18 protein-coding genes are annotated in these 23259 nt (G+C 67.5%); 7 read left to right on the forward strand and 11 right to left on the reverse strand.

The genetic code is table 11. The features are described from left to right. Nucleotides 1–29: 29 nt before the first annotated feature. Nucleotides 30–1127 carry a hypothetical protein gene (locus ADL05_RS13065; RefSeq protein WP_053617204.1) on the forward strand — a complete coding sequence of 366 codons (1098 nt, stop codon included), beginning with the start codon at nucleotides 30–32 and terminating at the stop codon, nucleotides 1125–1127. A 69-nt stretch (nucleotides 1128–1196) separates the two neighbouring features. Here ADL05_RS13065 and ADL05_RS13070 read toward each other — a convergent pair whose 3' ends face one another. The 7 genes from ADL05_RS13070 to ADL05_RS31775 form a co-directional block, all read right to left on the reverse strand. Then, entirely contained in the window at nucleotides 1197–2453 is a 1257-nt protein-coding gene (locus ADL05_RS13070) for an MFS transporter (protein WP_053617205.1), read from the reverse strand. A 169-nt stretch (nucleotides 2454–2622) separates the two neighbouring features. Continuing rightward, on the reverse strand, nucleotides 2623–3471 hold the full coding sequence (locus ADL05_RS13075; protein ID WP_053617206.1) for an aminoglycoside phosphotransferase family protein: 849 nt from the start codon (nucleotides 3469–3471) through the stop codon (nucleotides 2623–2625). A gap of 178 nt (nucleotides 3472–3649) precedes the next feature. Continuing rightward, a complete protein-coding gene (locus ADL05_RS13080) occupies nucleotides 3650–4582 on the reverse strand; it encodes a GNAT family N-acetyltransferase (RefSeq protein ID WP_231640729.1) in 933 nt (310 codons plus the stop codon). A 425-nt stretch (nucleotides 4583–5007) separates the two neighbouring features. After that, nucleotides 5008–5640, reverse strand: a complete 633-nt coding sequence (locus tag ADL05_RS13085) for an MBL fold metallo-hydrolase (protein WP_053617208.1) — start codon at nucleotides 5638–5640, stop codon at nucleotides 5008–5010. Continuing rightward, complete coding sequence (locus ADL05_RS13090) at nucleotides 5637–6722, reverse strand: S-(hydroxymethyl)mycothiol dehydrogenase (protein WP_053617209.1); 1086 nt, start codon at nucleotides 6720–6722, stop codon at nucleotides 5637–5639. Before ADL05_RS13090 ends, ADL05_RS13085 begins: the two co-directional genes overlap by 4 nt. A gap of 129 nt (nucleotides 6723–6851) precedes the next feature. Then, the gene (locus ADL05_RS13095; protein ID WP_231640730.1) at nucleotides 6852–7742 is read right to left on the reverse strand and encodes a LysR family transcriptional regulator; all 891 of its coding nucleotides are present in this window, start codon (nucleotides 7740–7742) and stop codon (nucleotides 6852–6854) included. Between the two features lie 109 nt (nucleotides 7743–7851). Further along, nucleotides 7852–8142: a hypothetical protein gene (locus tag ADL05_RS31775; RefSeq protein WP_053617211.1), complete on the reverse strand. Its 291-nt coding sequence runs from the start codon at nucleotides 8140–8142 to the stop codon at nucleotides 7852–7854. A gap of 339 nt (nucleotides 8143–8481) precedes the next feature. On the opposite strand from ADL05_RS31775, the gene ADL05_RS13105 reads away from it, so the two are divergent. From ADL05_RS13105 to ADL05_RS30535, 3 genes are all read left to right on the forward strand, one after another. Then, nucleotides 8482–8685 carry a cold-shock protein gene (locus tag ADL05_RS13105; protein WP_053617212.1) on the forward strand — a complete coding sequence of 68 codons (204 nt, stop codon included), beginning with the start codon at nucleotides 8482–8484 and terminating at the stop codon, nucleotides 8683–8685. A gap of 237 nt (nucleotides 8686–8922) precedes the next feature. Then, nucleotides 8923–10371, forward strand: coding sequence for a DEAD/DEAH box helicase (locus ADL05_RS13110; protein ID WP_053617213.1), 1449 nt, complete (start codon nucleotides 8923–8925; stop codon nucleotides 10369–10371). 1582 nt (nucleotides 10372–11953) lie between these two features. Next, nucleotides 11954–14017 carry a DEAD/DEAH box helicase family protein gene (locus ADL05_RS30535; RefSeq protein ID WP_197285788.1) on the forward strand — a complete coding sequence of 688 codons (2064 nt, stop codon included), beginning with the start codon at nucleotides 11954–11956 and terminating at the stop codon, nucleotides 14015–14017. A gap of 2550 nt (nucleotides 14018–16567) precedes the next feature. Here ADL05_RS30535 and ADL05_RS13130 read toward each other — a convergent pair. The 3 genes from ADL05_RS13130 to ADL05_RS13140 all read right to left on the reverse strand — a co-directional run bounded on the left by ADL05_RS13130 (nucleotide 16568) and on the right by ADL05_RS13140 (nucleotide 18195). Further along, on the reverse strand, nucleotides 16568–16909 hold the full coding sequence (locus tag ADL05_RS13130; RefSeq protein ID WP_053617216.1) for a hypothetical protein: 342 nt from the start codon (nucleotides 16907–16909) through the stop codon (nucleotides 16568–16570). A 521-nt stretch (nucleotides 16910–17430) separates the two neighbouring features. Then, on the reverse strand, nucleotides 17431–17619 hold the full coding sequence (locus ADL05_RS13135; RefSeq protein WP_053617217.1) for a hypothetical protein: 189 nt from the start codon (nucleotides 17617–17619) through the stop codon (nucleotides 17431–17433). A 93-nt stretch (nucleotides 17620–17712) separates the two neighbouring features. Next, nucleotides 17713–18195 (reverse strand): ATP-binding protein, encoded by a 483-nt coding sequence (locus tag ADL05_RS13140; RefSeq protein ID WP_053617218.1) that lies wholly within the window; start codon nucleotides 18193–18195, stop codon nucleotides 17713–17715. Between the two features lie 192 nt (nucleotides 18196–18387). On the opposite strand from ADL05_RS13140, the gene ADL05_RS13145 reads away from it, so the two are divergent. Together ADL05_RS13145 and ADL05_RS13150 are read left to right on the forward strand one after the other, a co-directional pair. Further along, nucleotides 18388–19215, forward strand: a complete 828-nt coding sequence (locus tag ADL05_RS13145) for a helix-turn-helix transcriptional regulator (protein WP_053617219.1) — start codon at nucleotides 18388–18390, stop codon at nucleotides 19213–19215. Further along, entirely contained in the window at nucleotides 19205–19384 is a 180-nt protein-coding gene (locus tag ADL05_RS13150; protein WP_053617220.1) for a DUF397 domain-containing protein, read from the forward strand. Before ADL05_RS13145 ends, ADL05_RS13150 begins: the two co-directional genes overlap by 11 nt. A 190-nt stretch (nucleotides 19385–19574) precedes the next feature. Here the strand turns inward: ADL05_RS13150 and ADL05_RS13155 are convergent, their stop codons facing one another. Next, nucleotides 19575–20969 carry a PQQ-binding-like beta-propeller repeat protein gene (locus ADL05_RS13155; RefSeq protein ID WP_053617221.1) on the reverse strand — a complete coding sequence of 465 codons (1395 nt, stop codon included), beginning with the start codon at nucleotides 20967–20969 and terminating at the stop codon, nucleotides 19575–19577. Nucleotides 20970–21411: 442 nt separating this feature from the next. On the opposite strand from ADL05_RS13155, the gene ADL05_RS13160 reads away from it, so the two are divergent. Continuing rightward, the gene (locus ADL05_RS13160) at nucleotides 21412–21882 is read left to right on the forward strand and encodes an HIT family protein (RefSeq protein WP_053617231.1); all 471 of its coding nucleotides are present in this window, start codon (nucleotides 21412–21414) and stop codon (nucleotides 21880–21882) included. Nucleotides 21883–23259: the final 1377 nt, after the last annotated feature.

Genomic DNA, 23259 nt, shown 5'->3' on the forward strand with positions numbered 1-23259 from the left:
TCCCGTATTCGTGTGCGTATTATGCGCGCATGTTTACCACCCCTTCCCGGTCCTCCGTCGTGTTGTCCGCGTCCGTCATGGCCCACCCCGACCGCCGTGCTTCCGCGCACCGGGTCCTGGCCGGCCTGGCCGTGGAGAACGCCCGCGTGGCCTTCGACCCCGAGCCGGACGGACCCGCGTCCTCCCTGCGCAGCGCACGGCTCGCCTACGCCGACGCCGCCCGTTTCCCGGGCACCCACCACCTCGTTCTCCAGGACGACGTCACCTTCTCGCACGGATTCGTGGAATCGGCGCTCACCTGCCTTTCCCACCATCCGGATTCCGCCGTCGCCTTTTTCGTGGAATGGGGATCGCGCACCGCGTTCCTGGCGCGATGGGCGGTGTTCACCGGAGCCTGCGCCGTTCCGGTCGTCAATCCCTACGTGCCGACGCAGGCGCTCGCACTTCCCCGCCGCCTGGCCCTCGACCTGGCGCGTTTCCTGACCGAGGACGTCGAGCACGGGGAGGCCGACGACGAGGCCGTCCGGCGGTTCGTGCGGGACCGGGGTGTCCAGGCCCTGGTGATGGTGCCCAACCTGGTCGAACACGAGGATCTGCCGAGCCTGACCGGCAACAGCGGGCACGGAGCGCGCCACTCGGTCTGCTTCGCCCCGGAGGGCGCCGCGCACGACTCCTCCGTCCTGGACCCGCCGCGCCAGCTGCCCATGGTCGGCTGGAACGTGGGCCGGGCGGTCGTCGTCGACCTCCACCACGACGTCCCCGCCACGCGCCGCCCGACGCTCGACGCCCTGGGGGAGTGGGGCGCCACGGAGCCCGGTCTGCGCGCGGCCCTGGAGCGGGCGGTCGGACCGCGCCCGTACCCGGTCGCCCCGGACCTGCTCTTCGAGGCGTGGATCACCGCCGTGGCCCTGGGCGCCATCCAGGAAGGGCACTGGCCGGGGACCGTCCGTCCGTTGCGGGGACGCCTGGGCGAGCCGTCGGTGGCGCGGGCCCTGGCCACTCTGGTGCCGGGCGCGCTGCGGGTCTTCGCCGACCCGGTCGCGCTGCGGCGGCGCGCCGACGATCTCGCCCGGCTGGTCCTGGCCGCCATGGAGTACGGCGCCGCCCACTGCCCACCCGGGCGCTGACCCCGCTCGTGCGAAACCCGTGCGGCGGGCACGGGAGCCCGGCACGAGGGGAATCGGGCCCTGCCCGCGTCAGCCCCCGGTTCGGACTCCGTCACCGGCTCCGTCGTCCGCGGGGGAGGGCTCGCGGGCCCGCACGGCGCGGACCACCCGGACGGCCACCGCCGAGACGGCCAGGCAGTACGCGCCCAGGGCCGCCACCTGGGCGGGGAAGGGCACGGCGGCGTCGATCAACAGACCGGCGGTGCCCGGCCCGGCGGCGGACGCGAAGACCAGCACGGCCACCACCACCGACCGGATCGATCCCAGGTGCCGCACCCCGTACACCTCCGGCCACACCGTTCCGAACAGCCCCAGCGACAACCCGTTGGTCACCCCGTACAGGGCCATGAAGGCGAACACGCTCCACGCCCCCTCGGCCGCCGCCAGCACCAGCAGGCCGCAGGCCAGGGGCAGCAGGAACACCGGTGTCAACCGCAGCGCGGTGAACCGGTCCACGACGAACCCCCCGGCGAGGTTGGCCACCACCGTCACCACGGCGTAGACCGCGAACGCCGACGCGAACAGCGCCGGGGCCCAGTCCCGCGACTCCACCAGGTGCGCCTGGTGGAAGAAGACCGTGTTGCCGATCAGCGCGGGCGCGGCCATCACGGTCAGCAGGAGGTGGAAGACGGGGTCGCGCAGCGCCTCGCGTCGGGTCCACCCGCCCGCGGCTCGCGCGCCGGTCGTGGGGGAACTGGTGTCGGGCACGCGCTCGCGCCCGGTCAGCGCCGCGAGCGGCCACACCAGCACCAACAGGCCCGCGGCTACCAGCCACCACGTCTCGCGCCATCCCGCGACCGCCACCGCTCCCACCGCCAGCAGCGGCAGGACGGCCTCGGCGGTGTTGAGGCCCAGCGTGGCGACGGAGGTCGCGCGTCCGCGCTCGCGGTCGAACCAGCGCCCGGTCAGGGTGAAGGCGGTGTGGGGCATCAGGCCCTGGCCGAACAGGCGCAGGGCGAACAGCGCGGCCACGAGCACGGCCACATGGGTGGCCGAGGCCATCGCCGCCGCGCCGACCGCGAGCAGCGGCACGGTCACCAGCACCACCGTGCGGGCGGGCAGCAGGTCGACCAGTCGGCCGACCTGGGTCAGCACCAGGGCACCCGCGAGCGTGGCGACCATGAACAGCGAGCCGAACGCCCCGTGCGAGAGCCCGTGCTCGGCGCGGATGTCGGCGGAGAAGAGCGAGACGAAGAAGGTCTGCCCGAACGATGAGCACCCGAAGAGCAGGAACCCGCTCGCGAGCCACCGCCGTTCGGTCAGCAGGAAGCGCGGATAGCTCGGCATGCGGGCGGCTCCGGGGATTCGTGGCAGCGCCCCTGATCCTAGTGCCGGTTCCGTGGATGCCGTCCGTCGTGAGCGGCGTATCCAATGGTGCTCTCGCAAGGCCGAAGAAGGAGTCAGGGTGGTTCCCCTGTCGACTGATGACAACGCGGCGCCCCAGGGCGATCGTCGGTCACCCGGGCACGTCGGGGCCGTCGCGGTCGAGCGCCGCCCGCAGTCGGCCGAGCCACTCCGCGCCCAGCCGGCGCCCGTCCGGGAACTGGTCGTCCCGGTCCCAGCGCCACGCGGTGGCGATCGCGGACACGAGGATCCGGCACGTGCGCAGCAACTCCTGGTCGGCACCCGGATAGTGCGCGCCGACGTCGTCGGGCGCGTGGGCGAGGTCGAACTCGACGGGCCCGCGGCAGCACGTCTCCAGGTCGATGAACAGCGGACCGTCGCTCGTGGTGAGCAGGTTGCCCGGGTGGGGCTCGCCGTGCAGCAACTGCTCAGCGCCGCGCTCGGCGACCGCGCGGCCCAGGCCGCTCAACGTGTCGCCGAGCAGCCTGCGGTCCGCTTCGCCGAGCGCCGGGGTGCGGTCGCGATCGGCCACGAGCCCTCGGGCGTGCTCGACCCGGTCGGTGAAGTGCGGCGTCGGCACGTCGATCGTGCGCATGCCGGCGTGCAGCCGTGCCAGCGCGTCGGCGTAGTCGGCGGGTGCGGCACCGTGCGGTGCCGCGGGTGCGTAGTAGGTCCACAGGGTGATCTCGAAGCCGTCGCGCGCGTACACGCGCGGCTCCACCCGGGGGTCGAGGGCGGCCACGGGGCACCCGGCCGCGGCGAGCCGCCGGGCCAGGTCGACCTCGAACCCCGCGATCCGGTGCTCCTCGGGCGCCACCCGGGCCAGGACGTCGCAGGGGAGCAGGCGCAGGGTGAGCTTGTTCGAGTCGTGCAGGACGACCGCGTCCTCGGCCGCCAGGCCGAGTGAGGAGGCGGCCGACCTGGCCGCGGCGACCGCACGCGTGATCTCCGACACCCGCATGCACACCCTTTCCGTCGAGTACCGTTCCGGCTCCCGGGGGGCGCGACCGGCGAACGGCGAGAGCCGTCCGGGCGGCCCCCGGGGTGCGACCGCCCCGCCACCGCGGCCCGGGCGGCCGCGGTGCGATCCCACACCAGCTCGAAGGGCGGGTGGGGACCAGCGCATCCGCCCCCGTGGCTCAGGCGGTCCCGGCGTGAGCCCAGGTCAGGTTCACCACGCGCTCGAAGTTCACGTACCCGGCCCGCGTGAACGCGGCGGCCATCGGCGCGTTGTCGAGATCGGTGGCCGCGCGGATCCGGGGTACGTCCTGCTCGGCCAGGACACGGGTGCCCTCCGCCAGCAGGTCGTCGATGTGGCCGCGGCCCCGGTGCGCGGGCACGACGCCGATGTAGCCGATCATCGCGTTGTACTCGTTGCGGGCCGGGAAGACGAAGCCCACCGGTGTGCCGTCGGGCAGGGTGGCCACCCGCCACCACTCCCGAGGGCTCGGGTAATGGGCGATCTCCTCCCCGAAGTGCAGCTCGGCCGCCTTCCGGGGGCTCATCCTGGCCAGATCGGCCTGGCCGTGGGCGTCCAGCGTGCCCTCCATGACCGACGTCATGAGGGACAGCAGCTCCTCTGTGTCCTTCGGTTCGCGGAATTCCAGCCGACCGCTCGCGGCCGGCAGGGGCGTCCCCGGCCGCCACTCGAAGCGCAGCCGCTCCGCGATCAGTCGAGCGCCCAGGCGCTCCACCACGGCGACGCGGGTGCGCACCACGTCACCGGCGGCGCGGTTTTCGTGCCAGTCGCCCGGAACGAAGCGGTAGTACTCCGGGGGAGTCGTGCCCTCGGGTATCACCGCGGCCGTGGCCGTGCGCAGCAGGTGGACGCCCACGTCCACGGCGTCCGGCAGGGTGTCGTCCACGTCCAGGAGGTCGAGCACGAACGGCGCGTCCGTGCCCGGCGGGCTCCACCAGGACAGGCGGGCGACGAGGCGGTCGCCGCGCAGGGCCACCCAGGTCCATTCCGGGCGCCGCCGCCCGGCGGCGAAGTCGTCGGCGAGCTCGTGGTCCAGGAGGTAGGACAGCTGGGTGAAGAGGTCGAGTTCACCGGGACCGGAGAGCGGTCGCACGGTGAGGTCGGGGGTGGTCGGAATCGGGTCACACTCCTTGTCAGGGCGCCTCCAACGGGAGCCCGGCCACTCGGTTCTACTCCGCCGCCGGGGCGGTCGGCAACTCCTTTTCCGGCGCCGGTGCGCGATCCGGGGCCCGGCGCCCGCGCCACTGGGAGAGGCGGGCGTGCGGGGCGTCGGTCACCGAGTGGCCGGCTCGCCCACCGCTTCCGGCGCGTGGCCGGGACCAGTTCGCAGGCTTGTCGGTGTGCCTTCCAGGGGAAGCGGCGTGCCTTCCAGGGAACCGGCCGACCACGGGGGCCGGGCGGGCGCCGGATGACCGGGCGCCCGCCACCGCCCCCTGGGGCGCCGCGCGAAGGGTGGGGGCCGCCGCCCCGGGCCAGGAGCCGCCCCCGACCGGGGCCCGCGGCTACCGCCCTTCGTGATCAGTGGCCGCGGTCGATCCACTCCTGTAGATGGGGCGCCTCCGCGCCGATGGTGGTCGACCCGCCGTGGCCGGTGCGCACCTCGGTCTCCGGCGGCAGCGTCAGCAGCCGGTCGCGGATGGAGGCGACGATCGTCGGGAAGTCCGAGTAGGACCGCCCCGTCGCCCCCGGGCCGCCCTGGAACAGCGTGTCGCCGCTGAACAGCACCCCGAGCTCGGGCGCGTACAGGCACACCGCGCCGGGAGCGTGCCCCGGCGTGTGCAGCACGGTCAGTTCCGTCCCCGCGACCGGAACGGACTGCCCGTCGGCGAGCGCGCCGTCCGGCGCCCGGTCCGGGTGGGTCATGTCCCACAGCACCCGGTCGTCCGGGTGCAGCAGCACGGGTGCGCCGGTGGCCCCGGCCACCTCCGCGGCCGCGTTGACGTGGTCGTTGTGGGCGTGCGTGCACACCACCGCCACCACCCGGCGGCCGCCCACCGCAGCCAGGATCGTGTCGGCCTCGTGCGCGGCGTCCACGACCACGACCTCGTCGTCGTCACCGATCAGCCAGACGTTGTTCTCGACCTCCCACGACCCGCCGTCCAGGGTGAACACCCCGTTCGTGAGCACGTGGTCCACGCGCGCGCCGCTCACAGCCGCACCACCGATCGCAGGACCTCGCCGCGCTCCATCCGCGCGAACGCCGACTCGACGTCGCCCAGGCCGATCTCCTCGCTGACGAACCCGTCCAGGTCCAGTCGCCCCTGCCTGTAGAGGTCGATGAGCATGGGGAAGTCCCGGGAGGGCAGGCAGTCGCCGTACCACGACGACTTCAGCGCACCGCCGCGTCCGAACACGTCCAGCAGCGGCAGCTCCAGACGCATCTCCGGAGTCGGCACGCCGACCAGCACGACCGTGCCCGCCAGGTCGCGGGCGTAGAAGGCCTGCTCGTAGGTCTCGGGTCGGCCGACGGCCTCGATGACCACGTCGGCGCCGAACCCGCCGGTGAGCTCGCGGATCGCCTCGACCGGATCGGTCTCCCGCGCGTTGACGGTGTGCGTGGCGCCGAACGAGCGGGCCCAGTCGAGTTTGCGCTCCTCCAGGTCGACCGCGATGATCCGGGACGCCCCGGCCAGGTGCGCCCCGGCCACCGCGGCGCTGCCCACGCCGCCGCAGCCGATGACGGCGACCGAGTCGCCCCGGCCCACGCCGCCGGTGTTGACGGCGGCGCCGATGCCCGCCATCACACCGCAGCCGAGCAGCCCGGCCGCCGCGGGGGAGGCGGCGGGATCGACCTTGGTGCACTGCCCGGCCGCCACGAGCGTCTTCTCGGCGAAGGAGCCGATGCCCAGGGCGGGGGAGAGCTCGGTGCCGTCCTCCAGAGTCATCGCCTGGCGCGCGTTGTGGGTGTCGAAGCAGTACTGGGGGCGGCCCCGGCGACAGGCGCGGCAGTCACCGCACACCGCGCGCCAGTTCAGGACCACGAAGTCACCGGGCTCGACGGTGGTGACGCCCTCGCCGACCGACTCCACCACGCCCGCGGCCTCGTGCCCGAGCAGGAAGGGGTACTCGTCGCTGATCCCGCCCTCCCGGTAGTGCAGGTCGGTGTGGCACACCCCGCAGGCCTGGACGGCGACGACGGCCTCGCCGGGGCCGGGGTCGGGGACGACGATCGTGGTCACCTCGACGGGCTCTCCCTTGGCCCGGGCGATGACACCGGATACTCGTTGTGGCATGGGCAGGCGCTCCCAACACGTGGCTGTGGCTGCCGCGCGACGCCGGTGCGCGTCGCCCGGGGCCTCACCATGCACCACCGCGAGTGAACATGTCCAACATGTGAGAAATCTGGGATTCAGGAATCCGAGTCATGAATCGGGGTCGTGCATCGGGTGCTCGGCGCGCAGCAGTTCGACGAAGGCCCGGGTCGCCGCGGAGGGGCGCGTCCCACCGGGCAGGGCCAGGCCCACCGCCCACCGGGTCCCGCCGGGCAGGGCCGTGCTGCGCAGGCCGCCCGCCTGCGGTTTGTCCAGGACCGGGCGGGGGACCACCGCGACGCCCATGCCCCGGTGCACCAGGTCCAGCAGCGTGTAGACGTCGTTGACCTGCAGCGCCACCCGTCGGGTGATGCCGAAGTCGGCGAAGGCCCGGTCGGCGCAGTCGCGGGCGCCCCACCCGGGGTGCAGGTCGACGTACTCCTCGTGCGCCAACCGCGCGAGCACGTCCCCGGAGTCCAGGGGGTGGTCGGGAGCCGACAGCAGCATCATCGGCTCCTCGGTGATGCGCAGGACGCGCACCCCCGCGCCCTCGCGCAGCGTGCCCGCCACGAGCGCGGCGTCCAGCCGGCCGGCGCGCACCTGGGCCAGCAGCTCGCCGGTCGCCTCCTGTTGGAGGTTGAGCGTGACCTCGGGGTGCAGGGCGCGGTAGCGGTGCAGCAGCGGGACCGCCTCCACCACGCCCATGCACTGCTCCGTGCCCAGCGACAGCGTCCCCCGCACGCTCTGGTCGTCGGCGACCAGCTCCCGCAGCCCGTCGGCGGCGGCCAGGATGCGCTGTGCCTCGGCGAGCAGCAGCCGCCCGGTCGGCGTGGGGGTCACCCGCCGGGTCGTGCGCAGCAGGAGCTGGGCGTCCAGATCGCGCTCCAGGGCACGGATCGACGCGGACAGGCCGGACTGGGTGATGCCGAGGTACTCCGCGGCGCGCGTGAAGTGCTGCTCCTCGCACACCGCGGCGAAATGCCGCAACTGACGTAGCTCCACGCGGCTCAGACTACGGCCTGCCCCAGGGGCGGGCCCACCGCCGGAAGCGCCCGGACCCGGGCCTCGGTGGACGCCCCGGGGCGGTCGCGGGGTCGGGGCCCGGAGGCGGTCACGCGGCGCGCACCAGCGGGGACGGGGTGGGCCGCCCCGCCGCGTCCGCGGACCCGGCCGCAGCGGGGCCGGGGGTCCGGGCCGGTGACAGGCTCGGGCTCGGCCCCCATCCGAGTCCATCGTCGACCGGGACCTCGGCCCTGGACGTGAACGTGGCCTCGAAGCCGGGGAAGGGCACCGCGCGGGCCACCTCGGCGATCGTGCCGTGACGGCCCGTCGGTGTCGCCTCGTCGACCACGCGCATGAACTCCTCGACCGCGAACATCCGGTCGTAGGACTCCTCGCTCACCCGGCCGAACGGAGCCGGTCCGTCCGGTGTGCCGTCCCCTGCGCCGGGTCCTGTCCACCGGGGGTCCCGGGCCGAACAGGCCGGACGGCCCACACCCGCCCAGGCGTGGGGATTTTCGAGGAAAATCCAGGTCCGACACGTTTTCACCCTGTTTCGTTACCACACTCGCCGGTGTCCTTCGACACACCGGAAAATCTGCGCAGGATGATTTTCCTGTGCTAAGTTTCAGGGAGTTGCAGTTGTGACCCCCGATGGACTTCCATCCGTTCGGGAGATCACCGCGGTGACGGAAAATCGTCATCCGCGGTTTTCTTCATGCTCCGAACGAGAGGTATCCATATGGCGACCGGTACGGTTAAGTGGTTCAACGGCGAAAAGGGCTTCGGCTTCATCGAGCAGGACGGCGGCGGCCCCGACGTCTTCGCCCACTACTCGAACATCCAGGCCACGGGCTACCGTGAGCTGGCCGAGGGCCAGGCTGTGCAGTTCGACGCAGTGGCCGGGGCCAAGGGCCCCCAGGCTGAGAACATCACCCTGATCTAGGGGAGTTCGCACTCCTCCAGCGGTGGTGCCCGCCCTCCGGGTGCCGGGCCCACCGCTTTTTCTTGTGCTCCGCCGGATTCTCCGCCGTCGTTCACCGACCGGCACCGGCGACCTCCGCACCCCGGAACACTCCGGCCCGGTGCGGTCATCCGAGTTGTTTCCTCCGGCGTACCCGGTTTCCCCCTGCGAGGCCAGAAGGCCTCCCGCCCGGCCAGCGCCGTCGGCGAAAGGCCCCACATGAGTCAGCCCTACCGCACAGCTACAAGCCGCAACCGTCCCTCACGGGCCTTCGGTCGGCAACGCCCCCACGCCCCGCAGCGCTCCCACTCCACCGGGCGCTCACGCAGTGGCGGCGGCCCCTCGGGCGAGTTCGCTCTCCCGACCACGGTCACCCCGGCGCTCCCGCCGGTGGCGTCCTTCGACGCGCTCGACATGCCCGAGCCGCTGAAGCGCACCCTGGCCCGCCAGGGACTGACCACCCCGTCCGAGATCCAGGCGGCGACCCTGCCCAACGCCCTGGCCGGACGCGACGTCCTGGGCCGCAGCCGGACCGGCTCCGGCAAGACGCTGGCCTTCGGGCTGGCACTGCTCGCCAAGCTCCAGGGCACCACGGCCGAGCCCCGGCGCCCCCTCGCCGTGGTCCTCGCGCCGACCCGCGAGCTCGCCCAGCAGGTCACCGAGTCCCTGGACCCCTACGCGCGGTCGGTGGGAGTGCGCGCGACCACCGTCGTCGGCGGCATGCCCATCCACCGCCAGGCCCGCAACCTGCGCCAGGGCGTCCACCTCGTGGTGGCCACCCCCGGCCGCCTGCGCGACCTGATCGAGCGCGGCGACTGCGTCCTGGACCAGGTCGAGTCCGCCGTTCTGGACGAGGCCGACCAGATGACCGACATGGGGTTCATGCCCCAGGTCACCGCCATCCTCCAGCAGATCCCGGCCGGCGGTCGGCGCATGCTGTTCTCGGCGACCCTGGACCGCAACGTCGACACGCTCGTCCGCCGTTTCCTGAACGACCCGGTCGTGCACTCGGTGGACCTGTCCGAGGGCGCCGTCTCCACCATGGAGCACCACGTCATGCACGTGACGCACATGGAGAAGCAGGACATCGTCACCCGGATCGCCGCCCGCGAGGGCCGGGTGATCATGTTCCTCGACACCAAGCGCGCCGTGGACCGGATGGCCGATCACCTGCTGGCCAACGGCGTCCTCGCCGCGCCCCTGCACGGCGGCCGGAGCCAGCCCCAGCGCACGCGCACGCTCGACCAGTTCAAGCGGGGCGACGTCACCGCGCTCATCGCCACGAACGTGGCGGCACGCGGCATCCACGTGGACGGGCTGGACCTGGTGGTCAACATCGACCCGCCCACGGACCACAAGGACTACCTGCACCGCGGCGGCCGCACCGCCCGCGCGGGCGAGTCCGGCAGCGTGGTCACGCTCGTGCTGCACAACCAGCGGCGCGACATGACCCGGCTCATGAGCCGGGCGCGGATCGAGCCGCAGACCCTGCGGGTGGACATCGCCGACCCGGAGCTGGCCAGGGTGACCGGAGCGCGCGAGCCCTCCGGCGTGCCGGTCTCCGTGCCCTCCCCGGCCTCCCGCGAGCGGCGCCACGGTTCGTCGCCGTACGGATCGGGCCCGCGTGGAGCGGGATCGCGCGGACCGCGCAGGCGCCCGCGCCGCTGACGCGGTGACGGCCGCTGACGTCTGACCGGGGCCCGGGAGCGTTCTTCGCTCCCGGGCCCCGTTTTCGTTGGCGGGTGCCCGTCCGGTCCCGTCCACCCCGCCATCACCGTGCCGGGCCGCGAGGCCCGGCACACGAGACGAGGAGGGCCCATGGGCCATCAGCGTCGCGCAGGGCATGGGACGCACGGGCGCGGACACCTGAAACGGGTCCGAAAGCGGGGTTAGGGTGTGCCTTTCTCGGTTTGCTGAGTCACCGGGGGAGTAAGGGAACGGTCCGGTGCCCGGCACGGGCATCGGACCGTTCCCTTCCGCTACTTGCATGCTCGTCCCACCGACATGCCTGGGGGATCAGCGTTCGCCTGGAGAGATGTGTTGGTGGGGCCACTGAGCAGCCAGTCGTGAGCATCGGACTTCTAATCCGATGGCCGCAGGTTCGAATCCTGCCGGGTGCGCCACAAAACCCCAGGTCAGATGGGGTGAACGAGTCGAACAGGCGAGGCGCAAGGCCCGTCTGAGGGCCCTGAAATGCTCCGTGTGTGCTCCCCAGTGCAAGGTCCCGTACAGGTGGACGAGGACCTCGCGGAGCATTTTGGCGTTCCGTGACCCTGTGAGACCGCGCACACGGCGGGCCCGCGTCCGCCCACCAGCGGCCCAGACCCGCCCCAACAGGCGCGGTCCGGGTCCTGTGTGTCGCCCACCCGCGCAGGCCGCATACGGCCGTTTCCGCCGAAACCCCTTACCCTGTCGGGCTTCACGCGCCACAATCAGATGGCATGCACAGGGCGAGGTGGATTAGCTCAGTGGCAACGGCAGTCGCGATCTTGTCGGCTTTGGGAGCCGGGTTGTGGTTCGGTGGCGGGCCCACCACACGAGCAGGGTGGGAGGCCTCGTCCTGGGCAGCGGGCATCACCAGTGCCCTGTCCCTGATCACCGCCGTCACGACCTGGGCCACCGCATCCCTCACCTCCGCACCGCCCTCGCCATAGGAGGCAGAGAACGGTGGCGACGTCACGAACTCGGTGAGCGGCAACACCCCCGGCGGCACTGTGCTTCAGGGGCGGGCAGAACACGTGAACGTGTCCTCCTATGAGGGCAACCACAGCGATTTTCGAACCGATGCCTTCAACAAGACGTTTGTCAACGAACGTCACATCACGGTTGAGGGCTCCCGCGCAGCGAGCACGATCGAAGGCCTGGGGAGCTTCGCCCCTGCTCCCCGACCGGCCTCGCGCGTGTTTGGGGTACTACACCCCGCAGGAGATGATACACAAGCTCCTACTTGGGAGCGAGGGCGTTGCTTCCACGAACTGATACCACCATCCCTGGTTCTACTGGAGCGGGCCCGACCTTTGGACAACAACATCAACTATCCCTCTACCTTGAAACACGCCGCGAGCGTATCCTAGTCAAACCGCCGACACACTGGCCACCCGATGAATACAACACAGGAGGAGAACAGAGAAGTTAGACAAAAGCAAGCAGGATTATTTTATATTCAGAAATTTCATAACTTAAAATTCGTCACAGTTTCATCGGACTGACAACCCGGTTAAAACCAGAACACATAGAGAAAGAGCGCCCCATGCCACTAGACTTGAACCGCCTTGGGAAAAGCCGCAAAGATCCACTACTACGACCAAGGGATATATACAATGCCTCCAAGAAGCCCTGGCCGTACCTTCGCCTGGAACAAGGTGAGGTTCTGGACAAGTGGTTCCAAAGCGAATTTCGCAATCAACAAGATGTGGTAATAAAACAAAACACTGGAGGTGGAAAAACCGCAATTGGACTACTGATTGCTCAAAGCAGTCTCAATGAAGGGATTGGGCCAGCTGTTTACCTCACCCCAGACCGATACCTAGCTGCTCAGGTCCGATCTGAAGCAGAAAAACTCGGCTTCCCTACAACTGATGAACCGAACGATGTGCTTTTTCGCAGTGGCAAATCAACGCTAGTCACTACATTCCAAAAGCTCATCAACGGACAGTCAGTTTTTGGCGTAGTCGGAGATAGTCGGGAAAAAATCAGCCTCGGCCTAGTAGTCATTGACGACGCCCACGCCGCCCTCGCAACTACCGAAAGCCAATTTCGACTTACAGTGGACAAGAGTGATGAATCGGCATACTGGCCCCTAATTGATCTATTCGAAACTGACCTCAAGGAACAATCACCTAAACGCTGGGCGGATCTCAAAACTGGTGATTTCACTGCAGCGCTTCCTGTGCCTTTTTGGGCATGGTCAAATAGACACCAAGATGTGCTAAATATACTTCACCCCTATGCGCAGGATGTTGATTTCAAATTCACCTGGCCACTCATCTCTGAAGTGCTGAGTATTTGTTCAGCAACAGTCACGAGTCGAAGCATTCAAATCAGTCCACCATGCCCTCCCGTTGCAATGATTCCAGCATTCGCCAACGCGAAAAGGCGAGTATATCTAACCGCCACCTTGGCGGATGACAGTGTACTTGTGACTGACCTTTCTGCGAACCCGGATCAAGTTATTCACCCAATCACCCCAGGCAGCGCTGCTGACCTGGGTGATCGCATTATCCTTGCCCCGTCTGCGATAAATCCCGGGCTCGACGATACTGCAGTTCGCCAACTTGCCCGCCAATTTGCAGATGGAGACCGGGACGGCGATGGGACTGTCGAAGCCAGGCCAGTAAATGTCGTTGTTTTGGTCCCCAGCAACAAATCTGCGCATGCATGGAATGATTATGCTGACCTCTTCTTGCATGCCGGAAATCTCAATGATGGGGTTGCCGCACTGAAATCTGGGCACGTGGGTCTGGTCGTACTATCGAACAAATATGATGGAATCGATCTACCCGATACCGCGTGTGAGCTACTGATTCTGGATGGCGCTCCTCGAGATATGGATGCCACTGCAAATCGAGAGGCAACCGTACTTTCAGGTAGCCCGACGCTACTTGCTAGACAGGTTCAGCGAATTGAACAAGGGATGGGTCGAGGTGTTCGAGATACCGGTGACCACTGCGCTGTTCTGTTGATGGGAAGTCAGCTAGCAGTTACGCTTCACGATCCCGATTACCTAAGCAAGTTCTCTCCTGCAACTCGAGCTCAAATTGAGTTGAGCCAAGACCTCACTGAGCAATTGGCGGGGCAAGGACTAAGCGCCATTCGCGAAGCATTGAGCTTGTGTCTCGACAAAGATGAAACTTGGCTCGGAATCAGTCGACGCGGACTTGCCGAGGTAACCTATGCCACAACGGGTTCTGTACGGACTGAATCTATTGCCACCAGAAAAGCGTTCGATTTCGCCTGCACTCGCCGATTCGAGGAGGCGTGCGACGAGCTTCAACAAGCAATTCCCCTAGTGCAAGACCCTGCAATGCGTGGACTAGTCGCTGAACAACGAGCTGCCTACCTTCACCACATAGATCAGAATGCAGCGCAAAGCTCTCTGCGCAAGGCACTAGACGACAACCCACACGTACTTCGACCTCTAGGTGGCGTTTCCCCCCGGACCATCAGGTCGGCAATAGTCCAAGCCAAAGAGAGCGCAGAATTTCTCGGCCAGACATATTCGAACACCACGGCATTGCTACTGGGAGTCAAATCCATCTTCGAGGAATCATTTGGGGTGACGAGAAACGATCCAAGGATGCAGAACGCGCAGTAGAAAAACTGGGAAAACACCTAGGATTCACAAGCACGCGACCTGAAAACCTATACGGCAAAGGCCCTGACAACCTTTGGGCGCTTGATTCCAGGAAGCATGCTGTTATTGAACTAAAAACGGGCCGAACTCATGACCAAATTATCAAGCACGACCTAGATCAACTCGGCGGTAGCGTCCGATGGGACGCTGAAGCCTACCCAGGCGTCAGTCAGCTCCCTATAATCATGCACCCCTCTCCCGAGCTTAACCCTCAGGGAACCGTCGTATCTGGGATGCGAGTAATTACGCCACAGGATTGGGAAAAACTCTCTGTGTCGGTTTATAAATGGGCAGAGGCCCTAAGTATTGGCCAACGGTGGCATGAACAAGCAACTGTCGCAGAGCAACTTGCACAACATAATCTGACAGCTGGCAAGATATTCTCCTTCTTTGCACAAAATCCACAGTGAAGATGGTGCATATCGAGTTATAGCTGGAGCGTGAAGCGCTTTCAGTCGGACCTTTGATCCGATCGGATGACGACATTGGGAGCGAGAAAACCCCAGGCCAGCAGGAGTGAACCCGTGTACTGGCCCGGGGTGAGAGCCGCCTTCTCGCTCCTGGTGTGCTCACCGGTCCGGCTACGACACCGGAGCCTTACCCGCGCTGGCCCGCCCCCACCTCGTTCGACACCACTTCAAGGGACATGACCCCACGCTCGACCCCGCAGGCAGTCAAACGGACGCGACAGAGAACCCCTCGGATATGAAGAGGCCTGCGCCTCATCGCCCGACCGGTGGCGATCCGCCCCATCCCCCCTACGCGCCCGCCCGGCACAGGAACCCGCACTGGCCCGGGGACGGCCGTCATACGCCCCAACCCGCCCCGCCCAGCGCACCCCGGGGTAGATGTGCCCCGCCCCCGGGCGTCGGGGCCCACGTCCGGGCGCTGACGGCCCCACACGCCCCCGGTGCGGGCCCCGGGCGCAGGGCCGGGGGGAGCCCCGCGCTGATACCCGGACGGACGGCTCCGACCTGTGGAACCCTCCGCTGACCAGGGGCTGTGGTGTCGGCGGAAGGCGGTCGGGTCTCGTCACCGGCGGGCCTGTCCCCCGTGTCGCCGCCTCGCCCTGGTCATCCGTGGAGAAGACACCCCAGCAGCGGATGCGGCATCGAACCCGCGATCTCGCACGGCCACACACCGCGCGGGCCGAGTTCTCTTGCAGCAGCCCAGGGCGAGGCAGCGTTCCTGGGCGCCGGAAGGACCGCGTCCAGCAGCGCCGGGTTCGTCTCGACCACGGACGCGGACGTTCTTCGTCCGCACCGCCGATGGCGTCGGCCCACCTTCTGGTCGCTGTCAACGTCAAGCAGAAGAAACAAGGAGCAAGAAGGGAGACGACATGGGGGCACAGCAAGGGAGCCAGGGGAGAAAAGTCTGGCCCAGGAGGCGGGGCGAGCGGCGCCCGCGCACCACCAGGCGCCGCCCGCCCTACGTGAGGATGACTACCCACTGGGTATAAGTCTGGATTTTCAACGGCCCACCCTCAACGGCTGTGACCTGCACTGATAACGCGAGCAGGGTGGGCCGATCTAAGCGGCCCCGCCACGGGCGGAGTCACAGGCACAGTCACAGGCCCACTGACCGGCGGAGTCACAGGTCAAGTCACAGGCCCTCGTCCGGCCCGCACCACCACGCGCCCGAGACCGGACGCACGGCCGCGATACCGGTGCGGCACCGTCTCCCTTCAAGTCAAGGCCAGACGGACCATCGGCTCGACGCCTTCAGCGGATTCCGGTGTCCACCGAGTGGATCCCACCCGCCCCGGACGGCGTGGCCCGCTGCGCCTCGCGCACCCCACTCCCGCAGGACCACCCGAGCCAGTCCAGGATCAGGGGCGGCCAGTGCACGGCGCCGCGCGGTTCGAGTGCCCGCACCGCTGCCCCGAGAACCCGAACACAGCACCTTTTAATATGTGGATCAATAAAGAAAAGAACAGCGGATACAGAGGAGAGAGAACAGGCCGACAAGAACGGGAGAGTAGGGTCACCGGAGGCACCGTGGCGGGTGGCGCCTCCGGCTCGCCGGGGGCGCCACCCGCCCCCTACGTGACGATGACTACCCACTGGGTATAAGTCTGGACACGCGTTGGCCCACTTGAGTAGGCCCTGAACTGCGGTTATGCACCTGGAGAGGGGGTCCAACGAGGCGGACCACCTGTTGGATCCCTTGTTGGAGCACCCGTTGGCCCGGGTTCACTTCGTTCTCACATCGTTCTCACTCCGGACTCAGGGGACCACAGGGACCGGCATTATCAGCGCTGTGGATCGATTTCCAAGAAGGCTCCCTCTCGCCTTTTCGCAGCACCACCGGCGCGGCTCCGCAGGCGGTCGCGCAGGGCCTTGATAAAAGCACCATCCCAACGAAATACCGGTCAACGAAAGCCGGTTGCCACCGAGTGGATCTCGCTCACCGGCACCGTCGAGGTCGCCGTCAACCCCGCCCCGACCACCACCGGCCGACGCCGAAGGGGCTGCCTCCAGGTGGAGACAGCCCCCAAGCCGCGACTCGAGATCAGACCACGAGTGCCCGTTGCGCGTCCCACTGGCGGATCAGCCCGGCCAGCTCGTCCCACTCACCAGGGGCATTCGCATGGGCCACGTCGGCGGGAACGTCCGGCGCGAGCCCGCTGCCTTGGCGGGAGATAGGCGGTGCCGGGCATCGTCGCCTGGAATGCTGACGCTGTTCGTGCGCGACCATGTACGGGCGCACCGCCCGCACTCCGTCCTCGTCCACACACCAGCCGAACTCCGGCAGTTCAGCCAGAGTGTCAGGCGCGCCCCCTTCGCCGCCCTCGGTGAACAGGGACCACGCCCGATCCGTGTGGGAGCGCCGCGCCTCGTCATAGCGCCGCACCCACTCCGGTTCAGGAACCGGAGGCGTGACCGCCGAGTTCAGGGGTTCCCGTCGCGGAGTGGGCCTCTGCGGTGCCGGACACGGCGGTGACGCCGGCCTGGCCCCGATGATCGCGGCGAGCACCGCGCCCACAGCCCAGCGTGCGCGGTCGACCCATCCTTGTCGGCGCCTGCGGTGCCGACCCGTACCATGACTCATAGATCTTCCTCCTGCTTACTCAGGTGGCGGATCACGCCTCGGGCGGTGCTGGAACACCGCCCGGGGCGCCTTCTCTTCTACGTTCTTTTTGGAGTTCGTTCGCCTTCATTCTGGGCGGGGCGGGTGTTCAACGGCCCCGGGACCGCACGCCCCCGGAACTGCACTTCCCACCCACACCACACAAAGTCCACAAAGGACCCCAAACCCCCAACGGAAAAGGCGCCCTTTCCGCCGAGGGTGGTCGATGGTCGCTTGGGTACACGAGGTTCTTCAAGTCCGTTACGCAGAAAAACCAACACGGCCGCTATCAGGCGATTTGGCCATCAGAGGCGGGCAGCGTCGACCTTGGAGAACACCAGGTCACTCATCTCGGTGACCGGCCGTTCCCACCGCTGCGGTGGCAAGGGAGCTCTGAGTGCGACCGGGTAGCTCGCCGGGGCATAGTCGTTGACGATCCGGTACACGTGAAATCCCGTCTCGCGCAGCGGATCGATGACCTCTTGGACGGGCATCCCCTGCTTGGCGAGGGTGCGGGGTATGACCTCGATGATCAGGCTTCGTAGTGCTCCAGGTCGTGGTGGACGTTCCAGGCCACGGTGCCGCCCCTACCGCGCGGGCGGAAGGCGGCGGTCGAAGATCCCCCACACGGTGAGGGGGCCTCCCGCGCAGCCATCCCACTCCCAGTACAGGGAGAGATCCGCCAGACGTCGCAACCCGGCCCTGCGGCCTTGAGGCCCGTCCTCGACAGAAGACTCGTCCGCGGGGACCGGGAACGTGAGCGGCGAGTCCGGACGGGGGCCGTCGTCGGTCACGGCCAGCTTGAAGGCGAAGGGCTGCTTCTCCAGCCTGATCCGCACCCTCCCACCCGAGAGGCCGGACGCGGTGTGTTCCAGGGCGTTGCTGTGGAGGATCGCCAGGGCCTCCAGCAGCCGTCGGCCCTGGCGTACGGGCGGGCTGCAGCGCGGGAGCAACCAGCGGGCTGCGGTAGGGATGTCGTGCGGTTCGTGTCCGAACTCGGCGATCCACGTGTTGGGGTCAGCGCACCTGACCCTGCGCGGCAACGTCGGGTTCTTGGCTGTGGCGCTCACTCGTCCCACCTGCCCCTCTCGTGCGGCTGGGGCCCTTGATCGACGCATCGGCGTCGCGGCCTCTGGCAGGAGGATGCGGGCAGGCGAGCACGCAGGGTAAGGGGTAGCGGACAAGCCGTGAATCTTCCACGGGGCTCTGGAATCTTCTGGAATTCCTCCACGGAGTATGGAGTGATGTGCTCACATAGGGTCATGACCCCCGACGAGCACACCCTGAAAATCTTCGGGCGAGAGCTGCGCAGGCTCCGAGTCGAAGCCGACCTGACCCAGGAAGCCGTGGCCCGGCGCGTCAGCCAGCGCGGCACGACCATCAGCAACTCGCACGTCTCCGACATCGAGAACGGCAAAGCGCTGGCCCGCCCCTGGCTCCGACGCGCGCTGGACGAGACCATGCATGGCGGCGGACGGTTGGAACGGCTCTGGGAGGAGCTCACCGGTTCCGGCCGGCGGGCCTGGCTGCACGAGGTCACCGAGCGCACCCACGCCGCGGACGCCCTGTACGAGTACCAGGCCCTGGTCTTCCCGGTCTACCTTCAGACCGAGGCCTACTCCAGGGCGCTCATCCGCTACGGTGCACCGTGGCTGTCCCGCAAGGACCTGGCTGAGCGGGCCAAGGAGCGTGCGAACCGCGCGCGTCACATGGCCCAGGCCGCGTCCCCCGTCATCTGGCTCGTGATCGACCAGTCGCTGCTCATGCGCCGCTACGGTTCGGCGGAAGTCCAGGCGGAACAGCTCGCCTACGTGGCCGACCTGACCGAGAAGGAGCGCGTCAACCTGCTGATGGTTCCGGTGGACGAACCCCGCCACGCGGGCAACAATGGCCCCTTTCGGGTCATCACCTCAGGGAACCAGCCCGAGGTCGTCTACGTGGAGTCCGCCCACGAGGGACAGATCATCACGGCGACCAACCAGGTGGGGCGGTACCGCATGTGGTTCGCGGCCTTGCAGGGCATCGCCATCGGGCCGGATGAGACCCTGGAAGCCATCCACAACGAGATGAAGAGGATCAATGGTGTCTGAGTGGCACAAGTCGTCCTACAGCGGCGGCAACAACGAGTGCGTCGAGGTCCGCGAGCACAGCACCGGCGCCGATGTCCGTGACACCCAGCACCGCGACGCCGCGCACCTGACCTTCTCTTCCCGGGAGTGGCAGCACTTCCTCACCCCGATGAAGCACCAGGCCCGGTGACTCCTACGTGCCCCGCCCCGGCGCTCCGTCGAAGGCCAAAAGGTCATCTGTGCATGTTCTCTCCAGACGAGAGCCCATGCACAGATGACTGGAGGAATCCCGGCCCACACCCCTCACAAAACATGCTCCCGAGTGGAATGCCTGGTACACGACTCGCCGTGAACCACCGAGGCTGTTGAGCACACGGCCGTCAACCGGTCACCGGGTAGGCGCGAAAGAGCTCGTCCTCCGAGACGTAGTCGACCGCGATCGTGCCGTTGGTCAGGTCGGGCACCACTCCCGGGTCCAGGACCAGGTCCGAGCCATCCTTGAGGTCGAGGATGATCGGCTCGCCTTCAACCGTCGCGTAGAGGACCCCGTCCCGGGCACTGACCGGTTCAATGACGCGGCGGTCGGAGTTCCAGGAAAACTGCTCTGCCCAGAGGGCCTCACCCGCTTCGACATCAATGTTGACCACGGTGATCCCGGGATCCTCCGCCCAGCAGGCGAGGTTCGCTTCCTGATCGTAACTGCACGATGCCTCGCCCCAACCCAACCGGGGTTGCACTCCAGAGGTGAGCGGGTCGTGATTGATGCTGTAGTCCGCGACTCCGGTGGCTGAATCGAAGAGAGCGACCACGCCGCCATTGATTTCGATGTTCCACGGTTCTTTGGTGTAAGAGGCGATGACGTAGAAACGACCCGGCCCCGCAGAACGCACCCTGTGCACGTCGTAACCGCTGAGAGATCCGTACTCCATGACCATCTCGCCAGGTTGAGGGTCGGTGTCCAGGAAAGCAGAGTACTCGGCCCTGGCAGCATGGGAGTAGGTCTCGTGGTCGCCCTCCTCCCAGGTTTCCCACACCCTCTCACCGGTTTCAGCATCGATTCCGTACAATCGGTGAAAATTGTAAATGTCACTGTCGGCGTCCTCTGAACTGGCCACTACGACACCACCGTCGACCAAGTGAGGCGTCACCTCATCGTCGGACCACAAGAGACTTCCGTCGTCCGCAGCGAAAGCCTGTACACCCCCTCCCGCCAGGATCACCGAGTCCCCGTCCAACCCGATCACTCTCCCCCAGAAACCGTCGCCGGCCTCCGTGATGTTGTGCCACAGCGTCTCACCCGAGAGGAGATCGACAGCAAGTACCTCGCGCATGGGAGTGTCCTGAGCTGTGCCCTCCCCAGGGCGCACCGTCTCGAAGGCCGCAACCGCCATGACTGTCTCGCCGTGCTCCAGGACCAGGGCCGACCGTGAATCCGCCTCACCATGCTCGGTGGACACGCTCCAGAGCGGATCGTCGTTCACCACATCGTGTGCTGTCAGCGCACGTTCACCCGCGTGAACGACGGCCGGACCATAGATGTCAATGGAAGACGGGCTGCCGCCGGGGTCCGGCTGGACATAGGCACCACCGGTTTGATCGAACTCCAGCGCCGGTAGGAACTCATCGAAGTCGAGGAACTCCTCCAACCCGGCAGCCCCTCCCTCATCCACTTCTGACCCCGGTTCCAGCAGCGTGCACGAGGAGGTCACGATCACTGCAAACGTGGCCAGCGAGGGCAGGAACCACCGTGTACGTGGCGTGCGCCCAATCTTCATTTGTACTCCTCGGGGATACGGATGTGCCGCGTGCGATTGTAGGGAAGTGTCGTCACATCCTTGACACCACCCGTCACCGGCGGTGTCTACACCCTGCCACGGCAATTCCCGGGGTCAACTCAGCCCGAAAAACGACGAATGGCGACCTGACCAGGCATGTTTCTTGTGCCGTGCCGCTCTTATCCGGAGCTCTGGTGTGTGCGAGGTTCGTGATGCTCAAGCACTGGCCATGGCTTTCTCGCAGGTGATCCCTTGGCCGGAAGCGGACAGCAGGGTTCCCTCAGGCGAAGAGAGGCGTTCGCGGTCCGCTCCGCCGTCTACCGCGCCACCTCGGGCGCGAGTCCCCCGAGAGTCGATTCCGGCACACAGCACAGCCTCCGCAACGCTCGCCACCAGAGACCGCAGCACGCATCCTGATCAGCCGTGCGCCAAGATGCCCATCATGGACGACGACTGGCGCAACGATCGGATCGGTAGTGCCCTGCGGGGAGAGAACCCCACGGTGCTCCGCAGGTTGGACGCAAGCTTCGCGGTGATCGGGGACGTCCAGTTCTTGCCGGGATACGCGGTGCTCTTGGTGGATGACCCACGGGTCCAGCGGTTGTCACAGCTGCCCAGGAGCAGACGGCTGGCGTTCCTGTCCGGCATGGACAAACTGGGGGAGGCCGTGGAACGCGCCTGCAAGCAGCGGGACCCTGCCTTCCGGCGGGTCAACCTGGAGATTCTCGGAAACACCGACCCCTACCTGCACGCGCATGTGTGGCCACGGTTCGATTGGGAGCCGGTCGATCTCGTGGGTAGGCCTGTGTGGCTGTATCCGCGTGAACGCTGGAGCGATGAGCGCTGCGCACTCGGTCCGCAACTTGACAGCTTGCGCGAGGCAATCGGCGAAGAACTGGACCGGCTCGTCTGACCGCCCGCAGAGGCGGCACCATGGCCGACAGCCCACCCCATCCTGAGTGGGTCGCTCCTACGACTCCGGCCGTGCCCGATGATGTTCCCCAGCTCCAGTCACGCAGCGAGGACCTCGGGAGGTGCCATCGGACGCCGCCCACCGCCTGTTTGTGCTCCGTTTATGCTCCGCAGTTCCGTACTGACACGACACCAGGCGGCACCACACGGCCCCAAACGACACCGTAGATCGGATGGAGTGGCATGAAACGGTACGTAGCGACACGCCACGGTACGTAACCAGCGAACTTCTAATCCGATGGCCGCAGGTTCGAATCCTGCCGGGTGCGCCACAAAACCCCAGGTCAGAAGGGGTCCGCGAGTCGAACAGGCGAGGCGTGAGGCCCGTCTGGGGGCGGATTTTGCTCCGTGTGTGCTCCCCAGTGCAAGGTCCCGTACAGGTGGGGGCGGACCTCGCGGAGCATTTTGCCATCCCGTGACCCTGGGCCCCGTGCCCGGGGACGGGCCGTGTCCGCCCACCAGCGCCCCACAGCCGCCCCAACACTGTCGCCTGGGGATCGCTGGCCCGGGAACGCCCTGTCGCCCCACCGGCCACATACGGCCGATTCAACAGAAATCCCTTACCCTGCAGGCACTGAGGCGAAGAAAGCCGACAAGTACTTCAAGATCGCGTTAGCCCGCCGCAGCTCCCGCGCCTCGCGTTCCAGCTCAGCGCTCTTGTGGGCCTGGTCAGGGTGGCCCCGGGGCTGCGACTCGCGCCGACCTCGTCCTGGGCGACCCAGTTGCGCAGTTTTTCACGGTTGTCACGCGAGCAATCGGCCACCCGGGCGATGGCCCGCCCCATCACGCGCGGCCGGGTTCCGACGGGCGTTCGCAGCCATCCGGATCGCTCGTTCGCACAGCTCAGGCGGGTACTTCCTCGGTGCTGGCATGACTGGCGTCCTTCCCGGACTTGAGAGCCTCCATCACACCCGGCACGAGACAGACCGTCTCGCTGTTTCCAAAGCCGACCATCCTCGCTCCTACCTCGCCCCCGTTCGCCTTCGCCTCGTAGGCCCCACCCCACCTCGTTGCATCGGAGCTAGAGTTCGTGTTTTAACCCAGGGTAGGCATCGCCCGTGTAGTTGTTGCCAGGCAGCCTCCATAACACCGGTTCGCACGTGCCGGTGAACGTTTTCGGGAGCCGGTCGCAGCGGAAACCATGGGCATTGGGTGCCTGCCTGAATATGTGCCCGCCCCGCCCTCCGCGTAGGTTTGGGCGGCCTGACATCCTGATGGTGGCGCTCTGGCCCAGCACACATGGGCCCCACATGTGGGGTGCTCATGGGGTGCTCGCGAGGTACTCATGGGGTGCCACTCGAGTGCTAGCGACGTGCAC

Source organism: Nocardiopsis sp. NRRL B-16309 (assembly GCF_001279585.1).
Taxonomy (GTDB): Bacteria; Actinomycetota; Actinomycetes; order Streptosporangiales; family Streptosporangiaceae; genus Nocardiopsis.